This is a genomic window from Pseudomonas sp. JE3303 (genome assembly GCF_056312565.1).
This window is the reverse complement of the sequence record NZ_JBWGIF010000013.1, coordinates 175,447-191,439: the sequence shown is the minus strand read 5'-3', so window position 1 is coordinate 191,439 and position 15,993 is coordinate 175,447. Positions and strand designations below refer to the sequence as shown.

General features: G+C 62.8%; 12 protein-coding genes. 8 read left to right on the top strand and 4 right to left on the bottom strand.

The genetic code is table 11. The features are described 5' to 3' along the window. Window positions 1–20: 20 nt before the first annotated feature. Window positions 21–3,851, bottom strand: coding sequence for a sensor domain-containing protein (locus AC0ZZU_RS19250; protein ID WP_476342784.1), 3,831 nt, complete (start codon window positions 3,849–3,851; stop codon window positions 21–23). A gap of 239 nt (window positions 3,852–4,090) precedes the next feature. Between AC0ZZU_RS19250 and AC0ZZU_RS19245 the strand changes: the two genes are divergently transcribed. The 3 genes from AC0ZZU_RS19245 (at window position 4,091) to gdhA (ending at window position 7,850) form a co-directional block, all read left to right on the top strand. Continuing rightward, a complete protein-coding gene (locus AC0ZZU_RS19245) occupies window positions 4,091–4,411 on the top strand; it encodes a hypothetical protein (protein ID WP_476342782.1) in 321 nt (106 codons plus the stop codon). Window positions 4,412–4,622: 211 nt separating this feature from the next. After that, window positions 4,623–6,290: an energy-dependent translational throttle protein EttA gene (gene ettA / locus AC0ZZU_RS19240; protein ID WP_476342780.1), complete on the top strand. Its 1,668-nt coding sequence runs from the start codon at window positions 4,623–4,625 to the stop codon at window positions 6,288–6,290. 219 nt (window positions 6,291–6,509) lie between these two features. Further along, window positions 6,510–7,850, top strand: coding sequence for an NADP-specific glutamate dehydrogenase (gene gdhA, locus AC0ZZU_RS19235; protein ID WP_476342779.1), 1,341 nt, complete (start codon window positions 6,510–6,512; stop codon window positions 7,848–7,850). On the opposite strand, the gene AC0ZZU_RS19230 is transcribed toward gdhA, so the two are convergent. The 3 genes from AC0ZZU_RS19230 to AC0ZZU_RS19220 all read right to left on the bottom strand — a co-directional run bounded on the left by AC0ZZU_RS19230 (window position 7,847) and on the right by AC0ZZU_RS19220 (window position 11,029). Then, a complete protein-coding gene (locus AC0ZZU_RS19230) occupies window positions 7,847–8,347 on the bottom strand; it encodes a GreA/GreB family elongation factor (protein WP_476342777.1) in 501 nt (166 codons plus the stop codon). The two genes, gdhA and AC0ZZU_RS19230, sit on opposite strands and share 4 nt — an antisense overlap. Window positions 8,348–8,608: 261 nt before the next feature. Then, on the bottom strand, window positions 8,609–10,462 hold the full coding sequence (locus tag AC0ZZU_RS19225) for an Lnb N-terminal periplasmic domain-containing protein (protein WP_476342776.1): 1,854 nt from the start codon (window positions 10,460–10,462) through the stop codon (window positions 8,609–8,611). Window positions 10,463–10,540: 78 nt separating this feature from the next. Continuing rightward, entirely contained in the window at window positions 10,541–11,029 is a 489-nt protein-coding gene (locus AC0ZZU_RS19220; RefSeq protein ID WP_158460478.1) for a DUF3015 domain-containing protein, read from the bottom strand. A 253-nt stretch (window positions 11,030–11,282) separates the two neighbouring features. On the opposite strand from AC0ZZU_RS19220, the gene AC0ZZU_RS19215 reads away from it, so the two are divergent. From AC0ZZU_RS19215 to AC0ZZU_RS19195, 5 genes are all read left to right on the top strand, one after another. Beyond that, entirely contained in the window at window positions 11,283–13,721 is a 2,439-nt protein-coding gene (locus tag AC0ZZU_RS19215) for a Lon protease family protein (protein ID WP_476342775.1), read from the top strand. Window positions 13,722–13,880: 159 nt separating this feature from the next. Next, window positions 13,881–14,222 (top strand): PA4575 family protein, encoded by a 342-nt coding sequence (locus AC0ZZU_RS19210; RefSeq protein ID WP_476342773.1) that lies wholly within the window; start codon window positions 13,881–13,883, stop codon window positions 14,220–14,222. Window positions 14,223–14,327: 105 nt separating this feature from the next. Then, window positions 14,328–14,816 (top strand): TIGR00645 family protein, encoded by a 489-nt coding sequence (locus tag AC0ZZU_RS19205; RefSeq protein WP_476342772.1) that lies wholly within the window; start codon window positions 14,328–14,330, stop codon window positions 14,814–14,816. A 134-nt stretch (window positions 14,817–14,950) separates the two neighbouring features. Further along, window positions 14,951–15,256, top strand: a complete 306-nt coding sequence (locus tag AC0ZZU_RS19200; RefSeq protein WP_476342771.1) for a DUF6482 family protein — start codon at window positions 14,951–14,953, stop codon at window positions 15,254–15,256. A gap of 85 nt (window positions 15,257–15,341) precedes the next feature. Beyond that, entirely contained in the window at window positions 15,342–15,959 is a 618-nt protein-coding gene (locus AC0ZZU_RS19195) for an FKBP-type peptidyl-prolyl cis-trans isomerase (protein WP_158460473.1), read from the top strand. The last annotated feature ends 34 nt before the right edge of the window (window positions 15,960–15,993 follow it).

The following is a 15,993-nucleotide window of genomic DNA, read 5'->3' as shown; positions in this document are numbered from 1 at the left end:
ATGGTCCCCACAGGCTGGTGCTACCCCAGCATGAACAACGTCTCGTTGCTGAACTGCGCCTCGAACTGGCTGGCCGGCATCGGCCGGCCGAACAGGTAGCCTTGCACCTCGTCGCAGCCATGCTCGCGCAGGAACTCCAGTTGCTCGTGGGTCTCGACGCCCTCGGCGATCACGGCGAGGTTGAGGCTGTGGGCCATGGCGATGATCGCGCGGGCGATCTGAGCATCCTGCTCACCTTCAGGCAGGCCGTCGACGAAGGTGCGGTCGATCTTGAGCACGTCGATAGGGAACTGCTTGAGGTAGTTGAGCGACGAGTAGCCCGTGCCAAAGTCGTCTACCGCAATGCTCAAGCCCAGGTTTTTCAAGCTGTCGAGAATCTGCATGGCCTTGTCGACTTCACGCATCAGGATACTTTCGGTCAGCTCCAGCTCGAGGCAGGCAGGCGGCAGCCCCGTCTCATCGAGGATGGTGGCAATGCGTGTGCCCAGATGGCCGTCCGAGAACTGCCGCGCCGAAATGTTCACCGAGACCTTGGGCACCCGCACCTTGTCCCGGTGCCAGGTCTTGAGCTGACGGCAGGCCTCGCGCAGCACCCAGTCGCCGACGTCGACCACCAGCCCCAGCTCTTCGATCACCGGGATGAAGTCGCCCGGCGGCACCAGCCCGCGGCGGGGGTGGCGCCAGCGCAGCAGGGCTTCGGCACCGGTCAGGCGCTTGCCGTCACCGCTGAACTGCGGCTGGTAATAGAGCACGAACTCGTCTTGCTCCAAGGCATGACGCAGGTCGCTTTCCAGCTCCAGGCGCTCCAGGGCGCTGGCGTTCATGTCGGCCTGGTAGAACTGGAAGTTGTTCTTGCCACGCTCCTTGGCGTGATACATCGCCGTATCGGCGTTCTTCATCAGCTGGCTCAGCTCATTGCCGTCCTGCGGGCTGAGGGCGATGCCGATACTGGCGGTCACGAAGAACTCGCGGTTTTCCAGCACGAACGGCCGAACCAGGCTGGCGAGGATGTTTTCCGCCACATGGATAGCGCGGTTCAGTGCCATCTCCCGCGTGGCGCGCGGCTGCAGCAGCAGGGTGAATTCGTCGCCGCCCATGCGCGCCACGGTGTCGTCATTGTCGACGCAGGCGAGCAGGCGCTCGGCCATGTCCTTGAGCATCCGGTCGCCCGCGGCATGGCCGAGCGAATCGTTGATCGGCTTGAACCGGTCCAGGTCGAGGAACATCAGCACCACCCAGGACTTGTTGCGCTCGGCCTGCTGCAATGCCGTGTAGAGCCGGTCCTGGAATAGCGTCCGGTTGGGCAGGTGGGTCAGGGCATCGTAGTAGGCCAGGCGGTGAATGCGCTGCTCGCTGGCCTTGCGCTCGCTGATGTCGGTGAAAAAGCACACGTAGCTCGCCAGGTCGCCTTCATCGTCCAGCACAGCGGTAATGCCGACCCAGGCCGGATAGTGCTCGCCGTTGCGGCGCTTGAGCCAGACTTCGCCCTCCCAGGTACCCCGCTGGTTCAGTTGCTTGAGCACATAGCGAAGGTGCGCCTGCTGCTGGTCGTCGACAGTCAGCATGCTGGGGAACTGGTCGAGCACATCGCCCACCGCATGCCCGCTGACCCGGCTGAAGGCTTCGTTGGCCTGGACGATGTAACCCGCAGGATCGGTGATCAGGATCGCCGAAGTCGAATGCTCGAACACCGTCGCGGCCATGCGCAGGTCTTTCTCGGCACGGCGCTGCTGGCTGATGTCGCGGCCCACGCCAAGCAGGCCCTCGAAGCGCTCCTGGTCGTCCCATACCAGCACCAGGCGCAGCTCGATTGGAATCTTGCGGCCATCGGCGCGCAGGCAGTCGAACAGGAACAGCTGGGTCGGCATCTGGCTGCGCAGCAGGGCCAGCTGCTGGCTGTCGCCCAGCGTCGCATGGATCCGTTCCATCAGTTCGTAGAGAGCGGAGAGCTGCGTAGGATTGGCGATGATCGATTGCCAGCCGTGCTGGAAGATCCAGTCGGCGCTGTACCCCAGCACCGCTTGCACGGAAGGGCTGACATAGTCGAGCTGCAGCTGGTTGTTGGTGGAGAAGATCACGTCGCTGATACTTTCGGCGAGCATGCGGTAGCGCTGTTCGCTCTCGCGCAGCGACTCGCTGGACGCGATCTGCACCGTCACGTCCTTGCCCACGCCAACGACGCGGGTAACCAGGCCTTCGGCGTCACGGGCCAGCACTTGTTCGCGGATGTCATACCAGCGCCAGCTGCCGTCGTGATGACGGAACCGCAACTGGCAATGCAAGGCCTGGCTGTAGCCGGTGTCGCGCTGTTGCTGACGCAGCAGTCGGTACTTCTCGGCATCCTCGCAGTGCAGCAGAAGCTCCCAGAAACGGTCACCCATCTGCGCCAGCTCGCTACGGTCGTAGCCCAGGGTCTGGCCCAGGTGCCGGTTGCTGAAAATTATCCGCTGGCTCAGCACGTCCTGTACATAAAGCTGATCGGGCACGGTTCGCACCACGTCTGACCAGAAGCCCTCGCGCTCGAGCAGGGACAGTTCGACCTGCTTGCGGCTGGTGATGTCGCTGATGCTCAGGATCACTGCCTGGAAGTCGCCACGGTGCTTGGGCAGGCGCGCCATCAGCCACAGGTGCAGGTCGCCGCCCGCCGGCGTGCGCAGGCGGACTTCCAGTTCCAGCTGGGAGCGTTGTCCGAGCAGCGCGTCGATCAACTGCATGCCTACGCTGTCACGGCTATCGTCGCTCTCGTCGATCAGACGCTGCCAGGCGCCCTCGTTGGAGTTGACGTCGAGCAGCTGGCGGGCCACCTGGTTGATCTCCGTGATCTTCAACTGCAGCAGCAACGAGCGGCGCAGGGCCGGGTCCAGCGCGAGGCTCTGGTTGAGGGCGGCACGGTCGCGCAGGTGATGGCGGTCTAGCTGGCCGGGCAGGCTGGAGAGGTCGAGCACGCACAGGGCAACGCCGGTGCCTTCGAAGATTTCCCGGTAGCGCCGGCGGTCTTCCTGCAGCGCCTGCTGGCGTCGCCGCATGTCGAGCAGCGCCAGCACCGGCAGCAGCGCGCAGATCAGCACCAGCAGACATTTGCCCAGCAGCGCTGGCAGCAACTGCTGGCGCACCAGGCCTGCGTCAAACAGCCCTCGCACTTGCCAACTGCTGCTGTCGATGTAGGCCAGCAACACGCTCTGCGATGATCCGGCATCGGCGCGGGCAGGCGCATGGCCCACGATTACCTCACCGCTGCGGATGTTTTCCAGCAGCCAGTGCGGCCGCGTAGGCCCGTCCAGATGACGGGTGAGTTCCTGGTAGTAGTCGGCTGACAGTTGCAGCAGCCAGTAGCCAGGGGTCGGTTCGCCGGGTTGGCGCAGCATGAGGTGGAGACTCAGGTCATCAGAGGAGTTGCCGTAGAAATAGGCGCGGCCCTGAGTGCGTTGCACATACTCGTCAATCAGCTGACGCGCAGGGACGCCTGCCTGGCTGTCTGCAAGCGTCCGGCCACCGGCATCCACCCAGCTCAAGCGCTGAAGCGCGGGTATCTTTTCCTGCAGCGCATGCATCATGGCAGGCATCGCCGAGGGCGCCGGAGGTTTGACGTGAGGCTGAAGCAGGTTCAGCGCCTGCTGGGCCTTGAGCGCCAGGTTCAAGTTCAGGTAGTCCGCCAGCTCAGCCGTCGCTTCCACGCTCTGACGACGCAGATCCGCCTGGGTGTGGCTGAACTGGGCGAACAGTTGCCACAGGAGCAAACCCAGCAAACCCAGGGCGAGCATGGCTAGCGTTCCCTTGAGGGAGCCGCGCAGCGGGGCAGCGGGGGCGGAGTGCTCGGTACGCGGGAGCGGCGGCAATGAGAGATTGGTCAAAGCGTTGTCCTGCGATAAGGCTGGCGAAGGCAGGGTTGAACCGAATGCATGGGTCGTGCCGAGCAGGCGCACTATAAGCCCGGCGGTCGAGGCCGGCTAGCATGCTCGTAAATGTGGCAAAGTGCCAGTCATGTCGATGAGAGGTCTCGGGGTCGATGCATGCGCCTCGGTCGGCATCCCCCCGCAACCTGTGCGAAAATGCGGCCGCTTGATAGACAACGCTTTGGAGATGTACGGTTTTGGTTATCCACTATTCAACCAACGGCAGCGATTCGGCCTGCGGTCGCAACAGTCAGTCCCTGGTCAGCACCGCGCAGGCCGCCGAGGTTTCCTGCAAGTCCTGCCAACGTTCTTTGGCCAAGCCCGATGGCGCCGCTGCCCCGGTTGGCGTGCGCAAGAGCCCCTCGCTGGCTGAACTGCGCAAGTCCACCAGCAAGCCTGCCGGCAAAACTGCCCAGGTGAACGCTTTCTGCGCCAAGGCCAGCTGGCGTGAGCGCCTGTCCGGGCAATCCGACCGTTGCCGCCTGCCGCGCGGTATGGCCAGACAGTCCCACGTCTGATCACCCTGGCGCCATGCCGGGCTCCCGGCATGGCCTGCCATCTGCCCATCTGTGCAACGCTGCGTCTTGGCGTAGAATGGGCGCCTTTGTTCAATGACACCCCGTAAATACATCACCGGACTACCCCGGCATGTCATCGGCAGGCCTGCCGCAGACTCCGCCGTGGTTTTTCGCCGATGTCTTTACCTCATATCTGATAGAGGGCTTGGTTTTGGCTCAATACGTCTACACCATGCATCGGCTGAGCAAGGTCGTGCCGCCGAAGCGGGAAATCCTGAAGAACATCTCGTTGTCGTTCTTCCCAGGCGCCAAGATCGGCGTCCTCGGCCTCAACGGCGCCGGTAAGTCGACCCTGCTGCGGATCATGGCAGGCGTCGACAAGGAGTTTGACGGGGAAGCCCGTCCGATGCCCGAGCTCAATGTCGGCTACCTGCCCCAGGAGCCGCAGCTCGATCCGAGCAAGACCGTTCGCGAAGCGGTCGAGGAAGCGGTCAGCGTGATCAAGGACGCCCAGGCCCGCCTGGACGAGGTCTACGCTGCCTACGCCGAACCCGATGCCGACTTCGACAAGCTGGCCGCCGAACAGGCCAAGCTCGAATCCATCCTGCAGGCCGCCGACGGCCATAACCTCGAGCGCCAGCTCGAAGTCGCTGCGGACGCCCTGCGCCTGCCGGCCTGGGAAGCGAAGATCGAGCACCTGTCCGGTGGCGAGAAGCGCCGAGTGGCACTGTGCCGCCTGCTGCTGTCGGCACCCGACATGCTGCTGCTCGACGAGCCGACCAACCACCTGGATGCCGACTCGGTTGCCTGGCTCGAGCGCTTCCTGCACGACTTCCCTGGCACCGTGGTAGCGATCACCCACGACCGTTACTTCCTGGACAACGTCGCGGGCTGGATCCTCGAGCTCGACCGCGGCGCCGGTATCCCGTACGAAGGCAACTATTCTGGCTGGCTTGAAGCCAAGTCGGACCGCCTGGCGCAGGAATCCAAGCAGCAGAGCGCCCACGAAAAGGCCATGAAGGAAGAACTGGAGTGGGTGCGCAAAGGCGCCAAGGCCCGCCAGTCCAAGTCCAAGGCCCGTCTGGCACGCTTCGAGGAAATGCAGTCGCAGGAATTCCAGAAGCGCAGCGAGACCAACGAGATCTACATTCCGGCCGGTCCTCGCCTGGGTGACAAGGTCATCGAGTTCAAGAACGTCAGCAAAGGCTATGGCGATCGCGTGCTGATCGAAAACCTGTCGTTCGCCATGCCCAAGGGCGCCATCGTCGGTGTCATCGGTGGTAACGGCGCCGGTAAGTCGACCCTGTTCCGCATGCTGATGGGCAAGGAACAGCCAGACTCGGGCAGCATCGAGATCGGCGAGACCGTGCAGCTCGCGTGCGTCGACCAGAGCCGCGAAGACCTGGACGGCGGCAAGACCGTGTTCCAGCAGATCTCCGACGGTTCGGAGCAGATCCGCATTGGCAGCTACGAGATTCCTGCGCGTACCTACGTTGGCCGCTTCAACTTCAAGGGTGGCGACCAGCAGAAGTTCGTCAAGGACCTGTCCGGTGGTGAGCGTGGGCGCCTGCACCTGGCCCTGACCCTGAAGGAGGGCGGCAACGTCCTGCTGCTCGACGAACCGTCCAACGACCTCGACGTCGAGACCCTGCGTTCGCTTGAGGAAGCCCTGCTGGACTTCCCGGGCGCCGCGATCGTGATCTCTCACGACCGGTGGTTCCTGGACCGCGTGGCGACCCACATCCTGGCGTACGAGGATGACTCGAACGTGCTGTTCTTCGAAGGCAACTACACCGAGTACGAAGCCGATCGCAAGAAGCGGCTGGGTGATGCTGCGGCGCAGCCGCATCGTGTACGCCACAAGAAGCTGGCCCAATAGGGCCCTTCTAGATGCACAGCAATGGGGCCCTTCGGGGCCCCATTTTTGTGCCTGGGTCAAACCGGATAGACGGTAAATTCGACTCCTTCTTTGTATACATTTATAGAAATGCACCAAAAATATTCATAAAAACGACATGACGCCCTGTTGCAGTGCGACTCGTTCTTGATAAAGTCCGGAAAAAATTCCTACAAATCCAATAATCTGGTGAACCTTGTCATGATCGAATCCGTCGACGATTTCCTCGCGCGCCTCAAGCAGCGCGACCCTGCCCAGCCCGAATTCCACCAGGCCGTCGAAGAAGTACTGCGCAGCCTGTGGCCCTTCCTCGAAGCCAATCCTCACTACCTGCAGGCCGGTATTCTCGATCGCATGGTCGAGCCTGAACGCGCGGTGCTGTTCCGTGTGTCGTGGGTCGATGACCAGGGCAAGGTCCAGGTCAACCGCGGCTACCGCATCCAGATGAACAGCGCCATCGGCCCGTACAAGGGCGGTCTGCGCTTCCACCGTTCGGTGAACCTGGGCGTGCTGAAGTTCCTGGCCTTCGAGCAGGTGTTCAAGAACTCCCTCACTTCGCTGCCCATGGGCGGCGGCAAAGGTGGGTCGGACTTCGATCCGAAGGGCAAGAGCGACGCCGAAGTCATGCGTTTCTGCCAGGCGTTCATGAGCGAGCTGTATCGCCATATTGGCGCCGATGTAGACGTACCTGCCGGTGACATCGGTGTCGGTGCCCGCGAGATCGGCTTCATGTTCGGCCAGTACAAGCGTCTGGCCAATCAGTTCACCTCGGTGCTGACCGGCAAGGGCATGACCTACGGCGGCAGCCTGATCCGCCCAGAGGCCACCGGCTATGGCTGCGTGTATTTTGCCGAAGAGATGCTCAAGCGCCAGGACAAGCGCATCGACGGGCGCCGCGTGGCCATCTCGGGTTCCGGCAACGTGGCGCAGTATGCCGCGCGCAAAGTCATGGACCTGGGCGGCAAGGTGATCTCGCTGTCCGATTCCGAAGGCACCCTTTACTGCGAAGCCGGTCTGAACGATGAGCAGTGGGATGCGCTGATGGACCTGAAGAACGTCAAGCGCGGCCGTATCAGCGAGCTGGCCGAGCGCTTTGGGCTTGAGTTCCGCAAGGGCGAGACTCCATGGAGCCTGCCGTGCGAGATCGCATTGCCGTGCGCGACGCAAAACGAGCTGAACGGCGAAGATGCCCGCACCCTGCTGCGCAACGGCTGCCTGTGCGTGGCCGAAGGCGCCAACATGCCCACCACGCTCGATGCTGTGGACCTCTTCATCGAGGCTGGCACCCTGTTCGCACCAGGCAAGGCCTCCAATGCCGGCGGTGTTGCGGTAAGCGGGCTTGAGATGTCGCAGAACGCCATGCGCCTGCTGTGGACCGCAGGTGAAGTCGACAGCAAGCTTCACCACATCATGCAGTCGATCCATCACGCGTGTGTGCATTACGGCGAAGAAGCGGACGGCAGCGTCAACTACGTTAAGGGCGCCAATATCGCGGGCTTCGTGAAGGTTGCCGATGCCATGCTGGCCCAGGGCGTGGTCTAGTCCTCGAGCGGCCCGATGGTAACGACCTCGATCATCTGATTGCCAACGGGTCGCTGCCACAGCACTTCATCACCGGGGCCGGCGCCCAGCAGCGCACGGCCTAGCGGCGAACCCCAGTTGATCAGGCCACGCGCAGCGTCGGCCTGGTCTTCGCCTACCAGTTGCACGATGTGCTCGTGATCGTCTTCATCGATGAAACGTACCCGGCTGCCGATCTGCACCTTGTCTTGCGTGGTGGCGGGCGGCACCACTTGCGCGCTCTGCACGCGAGCACGGAAATAGCGCAGGTCCCGCTCGATGTCGGCCAGGCGCTGCTTGTCGGCTTGCTCGCCCTGGGCCACCAGCTCGCTACGCAGCGCATCGAGGCTTGCGACCCGTTGTTGCAGCAAAGCCAGGCCGCTGGCGGTGACGTGGTTGGGTTGCTCACTGATCCGGCGCTCTACCGGCTGGCTGGCCTGTGCGGCGGCCTGGTCTTCGTTGACGAATGCTCGGCTCATGTGGGGCCTCCTTTTGCAGAAGACCGTAAGAGCGGGGCGCGGGTTGCAATGATGTTCCTGATGGAACTCAACCTGCGGTCGAATTGTGGGAGCGGGCTGGTCCCGCGATCGGGCGCAAAGCGGCCGTGAAATCTGCAAAGGCCGTATGTAAGGATCATCGCATTAGCAGATTCTACGGCCGCTTCGCGCCCGATCGCGGGACCAGCCCGCTCCCACACGGTACAGGTGCAGGGTGCAGGGGAACGGGACAGGCAGTGAATCTCAGTAGTTGTACCACTTGAGTTCCAGCATCACTTCGTTCTGCGCGCTCGCGAGCTGGCTGAACTCACGCTTGGCACTCAACCGCACTCCAAGGTCGCGCGACACTTCCCACTGCTGGTTAAGGCTCAGGCTCCGACGAACCTCGCCATTGGTGAAGTAATCACCCTTGGCTTCCAGGCTCAGGTTGCCCAGGCCGTTGCGCCAGAGCACGCCGCCATTGAACCCGGCCGCAGGGGCGATGAACTGGGCGAAATCGTTGTGATGCTCGACGCGCACGGTGCCCAGGGCAAAACCAAGCAGGCCGTCGGCCAGCTCCCAGGTGCCGCCGGCGCCGCCGTTGACGTGACTGACCAGCACATCATCGTTGTGCTTGCCCGGCACTCGCTCAAGGCCCCCGGCCACTTGCCACGACCAGGGCTGCAGCAGTTCGTTGCGCGGGGTGAGCGAGCGGATGGTCGCCAGGTCCAGGCGCTGAACCTGCCAGTCGTTGCTTTCGTACTGGCGCAGCTTGAGCTGCAGGATCTCGATCTGCGCACCCAGGGGGAAGCCGTAGGCGTTGTCGTTGAGGTCGTGGTAGGCCATGCGCAGGCCATACTCGGCAAAGGCACGGTCTTCACGGGTACCTGCGCCCAGCTGCCAGGTACGCGACTGATGGCCGTTTTCGGGTAGCCCCGGACGCTCGATGTCCAGGGCAGGTGGCGGATTACGGTTGATTGCCCGCAGCAGCTCGAAGCTGCGCTTGGCGCGCGCCGGATCACGCTCCTGGCCGGTCGCGCGGTAACGCTCCAGGCGAAACGCCGCGTCCTGCACCAGGGCTTGGCGGTCCTGGGGCAGGGCAGTGAACTCGGGGGCCTCCAGCCTGGCAGTGTCGGCGCTGAGGGCCAGCACCTGCTCTTGTTCGGCATCGTCGAGGGGCTCCGCGCGGGCCAACAATTCCCGCTCGCGCGAAGGACGGTAACGGGTGCTCTCCACCAGCCCGGCCTGCTTGACGGCCTTGACCGTGTCGGTAGGGATGGCAGTGAGCGGAAACTGCGAGGTCAGGTCCAGGCTGGGACGCGCCACCTGCAGCAGTTCGAGCAGGCGGTAGGAGCAGTTTTCGTCGAAAAAGAAGTAGTCGAACTGGATCTGCTTGAGCTCCCAGACGTGCTCGACCATGCGCCCGGTTTCCTCGGGCGTCAGGTTCAGCTGGTATTCCCACAGGTCGCGGTTTTCCAGGCTGCGGTATTCGGAAAGCTTTTCCTGATAGGGAACCATGGCAAAGAGCCCGGGATAGCCGCCCATCAGGCCTTTCCAGGCATACAGGATGCTGTTGTCGCTGCCCTCGACGTAAGCGCCGAAGTTGATGGCATAGCTGAGCAGCGAGGTCTCGTCGCGCTTGGCCGCGGCCTGGTCGATACGCAGCAGGGTGTGGCCGAACATCGAGGAAGGGCTGTTCAGGTAGGCTGCGGGAAACACCAGTACGGCGCTATCGGGCGAGACATCCTGGTACCAGCTTTTGTACTCCTGGCAGTCTGGCTGCGGCAGGTCGGTCAGCTGCAACTGCTCGCGCAGCCAGCGTGTGCGTGCGGGGTAGACGCATTGGGCATGCTTGTCGCCCAGGCTTGCCGGGGCATAAAGGGCGTCAAGGGTGGCGCGCAGCTCCTGATCGGGATGGTGGGCACCGTCGGCTGCGAGAAAAAAGCGTGGGTCATCGACATAGCTGCGCCAGCCACCGAGCTTGCCGGTTTCGTAATGGCCGATGGCGATCCAGTAGCGGTCGGCGGCCAGCTGTTGCAGGCGCGTGGCATCCGGCTGCTGGGCAGCGTGAAGCGGGGCGCTGGCACAGAGCGCCAGGCAGGCAAGGCGTTTGAGCATATCGGGCAACTACGTCTGAATGATGCCGAAAGAAGGGTGTGCAATACCCTGCCCCGGTAGGGGCAGGGCGGGCCGAGCTTAGGCCTGGGTCGCGTATTTGGCCAGGCGAGGGTCGTTTTTCAGGATGGCGAGGGTGTTGCTGTGGACGTCTTCGGCAGTCACTTCGGCGCTGTTGAAGATTTCCTGGAAGTGCTGGTGAGTGACCGAAGCGAAGTGCGCGCGGTCCTCAGGGGCCACGCCAAGCACCACGGCGTAGGTGGTCAAGGCTTCGCCCTGGCCCTTGGCCATGTCTTCGGAAAGCTCATTCATCATGCCGTTCATGGCGAACCAGGATTTGCCGCCATAGGTCAGGGAGGCATTAGTCGAGCAGCCATTGGTGCCGGAGGTCATGCCAAAGGTGGCGTTGCCGGAGGTGCCGTTGGTGGTGGAAGCGAGGAAGTGAGCCGGCGTGCCGCGCTGGCCCTCGAACAGCATGTTGCCCCAGCCGCAGTCCGGGCCGCCTGGCGCCTGGGCCATTGCGTTCAGGGAAACCGCGGTGAACAGAGTACCCAGAAGAATCCGTTTCATAGCTTTGTTCTCTTTTTCGAAAGTACCAAAGGTCAGGGTTTTCTGGCGATACCGCTGCCAGGTCGGGGATGCAAAGCACCCACCCGCGCAGCTTGGAGTTTAGGCACGATCCAAAGGTTGCGTGGCTTATTGCGAAAAATTGCAGGAAACGACGTATCCCCTGGCTGCGACATAAAGTCTTGGGGAGCCTTGCAACCCGCGCCAAGGCGGCGCCAGAATGCCGACATCTGCCCCGCCGAAGTAAGGAAGCCCAATGCCCGATCCTGTCGCTGCGAGCCTGCGTCTTGCGCCTGAAGCCCTGACCCGGCGTTTTTCCGCTGAACAGTTTGCCTTCACCAATACTGACGATCTGGAACCTTTTCGTGGTGTGCTGGGCCAGGAACGCGCTGTCGAGGCCCTGCAATTCGGCGTGGCCATGCCGCGCCCTGGGTACAACGTGTTTGTCATGGGGGAGCCCGGCACCGGGCGTTTCTCGTTCGTCAAACGCTACCTCAAGGCTGAAGGCAAGCGTCAGCAGACCCCGGCCGACCGGCTCTACGTCAACAACTTCGATGACCCGCGCGAACCGCGCGCGCTGGAGCTGCCGGCCGGTACCGCAGGCGAATTCTGCGCCGACATGAACGGCCTGATCGACAACCTGCTGGCGACGTTTCCAGCGGTGTTCGAGCACCCGTCCTACCAGCAGAAAAAAAGCGCCATCGACCGCGCCTTCAACCAGCGCTACGACCGCGCTCTGGATGTGATCGAGCGTGCGTCGCTGGAAAAGGACGTGGCCCTGTACCGCGACAGCAACAATGTCGCCTTCACTCCGATGAGCGATGGCAAGGCGCTGGACGAGGCCGAGTTCGCGCAGTTGCCCGAAGACGTCCGTGAACGTTTCCATGACGATATCGCCGCCCTTGAGGAACGCCTGAACGAAGAGCTCGCCAGCCTGCCTCAGTGGAAGCGCGAGTCGAGCAACCAGCTGCGCCAGCTCAACGAAGAAACCATCACCCTGGCACTGGAGCCTTTGCTGGCGCCGCTGTCTGAAAAGTATGCCGAGAATGCGGTGGTCTGCGCCTACCTGCAGTCCATGCAGCTGAACCTCCTGCGCACCGTGGTCGAGCAGTTGGTGGACGACAGCAAGGCCGACGCCGTGGCGCGCAAGCTGCTCGAGGAGCAATATGCGCCGAGCCTTGTAGTCGGTCACCATGCCAGCGGCGGCGCGCCGGTGGTGTTCGAGCCGCACCCGACCTACGACAACCTGTTCGGGCGCATCGAATACAGCACTGACCAAGGAGCGCTGTACACTTCGTACCGCCAGTTGCGTCCGGGCGCCTTGCACAAGGCCAATGGCGGCTTCCTGATCCTCGAAGCCGAGAAGATGCTCGGTGAGCCTTTTGTGTGGGACGCGCTCAAGCGCGCCCTGCAATCGCGCAAGCTGAAGATGGAATCGCCGTTGGGCGAGCTGGGCCGCGTCTCGGCCATCACGCTCAATCCGCAGATGATCGCGCTGAACGTCAAGCTGGTGATCATCGGCTCGCGCCAGCTGTACTACGCGCTGCAGGACCATGATCCGGACTTCCAGGAGATGTTCCGCGTGCTGGTCGACTTCGATGAAGACATCCCCATGGTCGATGAGAACCTGGAGCAATTCGCCCAGTTGCTCAAGACCCGCACCAGCGAAGAGGGCATGGCGCCGCTCACCTCCGATGCAGTGGCGCGGCTGGCTACCTACAGCGCGCGCCTGGCCGAGCACCAGGGGCGTTTGTCGGCGCGCATCGGTGATCTGTTCCAGCTGGTCAGCGAGGCCGATTTCATCCGCCAGCTTGCCAGCGACGAGATGACCGACGCGGGCCACATCGAGCGTGCGCTGCGGGCCAAGGCCACGCGCACCGGCCGGGTGTCGGCGCGCATTCTCGATGACATGCTGGCCGGGATCATCCTGATCGATACCGAAGGTGCGGCCATTGGCAAGTGCAATGGCTTGACCGTGCTGGAGGTCGGTGACTCGGCCTTCGGCGTGCCGGCTCGGATCTCCGCCACGGTATATCCGGGAGGCAGCGGCATCGTCGACATCGAGCGTGAGGTCAACCTGGGCCAGCCGATCCACTCCAAGGGTGTGATGATCCTGACGGGTTACCTGGGCAGCCGCTATGCCCAGGAATTCCCACTGGCCATTTCGGCAAGCATCGCCCTGGAACAGTCCTACGGTTACGTCGACGGCGACAGCGCTTCGCTGGGCGAGGTCTGCACGCTGATCTCGGCGCTCTCCAAGACCCCGCTCAAGCAGTGCTTCGCCATCACTGGCTCGATCAACCAGTTTGGCGAGGTCCAGGCTGTCGGCGGGGTCAACGAGAAGATCGAGGGCTTCTTCCGGCTCTGCGAGGCTCGCGGTTTGACGGGCGACCAGGGGGTGATCATTCCGCGCCCGAACGTGGCGACGCTGATGCTCGACGAGCGCGTCTTGCAGGCGGTGGAAGCGGGGATGTTCCACGTCTATGCGGTCAGCCAGGCCGATGAGGCGCTGAGTCTGCTGGTCGGGGAGCCCGCCGGGGCACCAGATGCTGACGGACAGTTCCCCGAAGGCAGCGTCAACGCCCGAGTGGTGGAGCGGCTGAGCTTCATCGCCGAGATGGTCAGCGAAGAAGACATCAAGGAGGCCGAGAAGGACCGGCTCGAAGAGGCGCTGGCCCAAGCAAAACCTGCGTAAGTCAAGAAACCGGCGCGGCGGCACTTCGCTACCGTTCGGCGCCGGTTTTCTATCTTATCGCTGGGTAATCTATGCTGGAAGGCATGGAGAGCAAACAGGTTCAGGATGGAGACAGCCCGCAGCGGCGGGCTGAACAGAGCCTCATCGAGGGCCATCGCCATGCCGCGCAGCCTCAGCCTTACCCGCCAGTGCCTGGGCCTAGTGACCCGTATCGAATGCAGTATCCGTCCCCTGGCCGGAGACAACGGCATGTGGACCTTGCTGTTCGCCGCCGGCATGGCTGGCGAGCAACCGTCCGCCATCAAGGCCCAAGGCCCGTTTCATGGACCGCTTGTAGCCGAATCCGTGCTCAACGCCATCGTCGACAGCCTGACACTGCATGGCTACCAGGTCGCCACTGACCCGCAGATCTGGTGCCTCCACCTGCAAGCTCAGTTACGCAAGATCAATGGCGAGCGGGTTCACAACCTGGGCGACTACCAGTTTCATCCGGAAACCTGAAAAGAGCGGATTCGCCTGCGTCGCCTTGTCGCAGGCTTTTATCTGTCATGGCAGGCTGGCTATACTCGCGCTCGCTTTTTCGCCATCAGATGAGTTTTATATCCCATGGAACGTGTTCTCGAAAACGCGATGTATGCCTCGCGCTGGCTGCTCGCTCCCATTTATTTCGGTTTGTCCCTGGGCCTGCTCGCGCTGGCGCTGAAGTTCTTCCAGGAAGTCGTCCACGTCCTTCCCAATGTCTTCGCTCTGAGTGAGGCAGACCTGATCCTGGTGATTCTCTCGCTGATCGACATGTCCCTGGTCGGCGGCCTGCTGGTGATGGTGATGTTCTCCGGCTACGAGAACTTCGTCTCGCAGCTCGACATCGATGACAGCAAGGAAAAGCTCAACTGGCTGGGCAAGATGGACTCCTCATCGCTGAAGATGAAAGTGGCGGCATCGATCGTGGCGATTTCCTCGATCCATCTGCTGCGGGTGTTCATGGACGCGCAGAACATTTCGACCGACTACCTGATGTGGTACGTGATCATCCACATGACTTTCGTTGTCTCGGCGTTTGCCATGGGTTACCTGGACAAGCTCACGAAGCACTGACGGTCGCGCGTTGTGGGCCGATGCCGCCGCCCGTCCGTTGCGAAACGGACGGGCGGTTGCGTTTTTGTCTTGTGCTTTTGCCAAGGCCGTACGAAAAATAGCACTCACGCGTGGTTCCATCGCGAGGTGCTCACATGAACCTGCATGAACTCAATGGAGAGGCCAGGGCGGGCCGTGTGGAAGAGCTCAACCTGATCGCCATCGAAGGTGGTGACTATCTGCTTGAAGCCCGTATCCACGGGCGTCCCCATCCACTTGCCGATGCCCGGGGGCAACGGCTGCGGGTGCATTCGGTCGAGGATGCGCGGTTGCTGCTGCAAGATGTGCCGCTGGTATCGATGAACCTTGTTCACTGGTCTGTCCAGGATGAGATGTGCGGCATGGGCGTGCACCCCGAGGAAGACCTGAAAGTCCCCATTTCCCGGCGTTCCGCCTGGTAGCTGAAGGCTGCGCCGCAGTGTGCTAGGCTGCTCGCCCTTTTCATAAAGGGCGCGGCTGTCGTGCGCCCTGCAGCGGAGCAAGCAAATGTCCGAACTGAACCTGTCTACCGACGAAACCCGCGTCAGCTATGGCATTGGCCGTCAGCTGGGTGGCCAGCTGCGTGACAACCCGCCACCGGGCGTGAGCCTGGATGCCATCCTGGCTGGCCTGACCGATGCCTTCAACGGCGAGCAGAGCCGCGTAAGCGAAGCCGAGCTGTCGGCCAGCTTCCAGGTGATCCGCGACATCATGCAGCGCGAAGCGGCCGTCAAGGCTGAAGCTGCTGCTGGCGAAGGCAAGGCCTTCCTGGCTGAAAACGCCAAGCGTGACGGCATCACCACCCTGGCTTCGGGCCTGCAGTTCGAAGTGCTGACCGCAGGCGAGGGCGCCAAGCCATCGCGTGACGACAGCGTCCGTACCCACTACCACGGCACCCTGATCGACGGCACCGTGTTCGACAGCTCGTACGAGCGTGGCCAGCCGGCTGAATTCCCGGTCGGTGGCGTTATCGCGGGCTGGACCGAAGCGCTGCAACTGATGCAGGCCGGTAGCAAATGGCGCCTGTACGTGCCTAGCGAACTGGCCTACGGTGCCCAGGGCGTTGGCAGCATCCCGCCGCACAGCGTGCTGGTGTTCGATGTAGAGCTGCTGGACGTTCTGTAACGTTGGCACCTGGGGCCGCACAGCGGCCCCAGTC

Coding starts and splice junctions, on each gene's coding strand:
- gdhA (WP_476342779.1), top strand. CDS start 6,510: ATGATCGAATCCGTCGACGATTTCCTCGCGCGCCTCAAGCAGCGCGAC.
- AC0ZZU_RS19220 (WP_158460478.1), bottom strand. CDS start 11,029: ATGAAACGGATTCTTCTGGGTACTCTGTTCACCGCGGTTTCCCTGAAC.
- AC0ZZU_RS19195 (WP_158460473.1), top strand. CDS start 15,342: ATGTCCGAACTGAACCTGTCTACCGACGAAACCCGCGTCAGCTATGGC.
- AC0ZZU_RS19225 (WP_476342776.1), bottom strand. CDS start 10,462: ATGCTCAAACGCCTTGCCTGCCTGGCGCTCTGTGCCAGCGCCCCGCTT.
- AC0ZZU_RS19205 (WP_476342772.1), top strand. CDS start 14,328: ATGGAACGTGTTCTCGAAAACGCGATGTATGCCTCGCGCTGGCTGCTC.
- AC0ZZU_RS19215 (WP_476342775.1), top strand. CDS start 11,283: ATGCCCGATCCTGTCGCTGCGAGCCTGCGTCTTGCGCCTGAAGCCCTG.
- AC0ZZU_RS19210 (WP_476342773.1), top strand. CDS start 13,881: ATGCCGCGCAGCCTCAGCCTTACCCGCCAGTGCCTGGGCCTAGTGACC.
- AC0ZZU_RS19200 (WP_476342771.1), top strand. CDS start 14,951: ATGAACCTGCATGAACTCAATGGAGAGGCCAGGGCGGGCCGTGTGGAA.
- AC0ZZU_RS19230 (WP_476342777.1), bottom strand. CDS start 8,347: ATGAGCCGAGCATTCGTCAACGAAGACCAGGCCGCCGCACAGGCCAGC.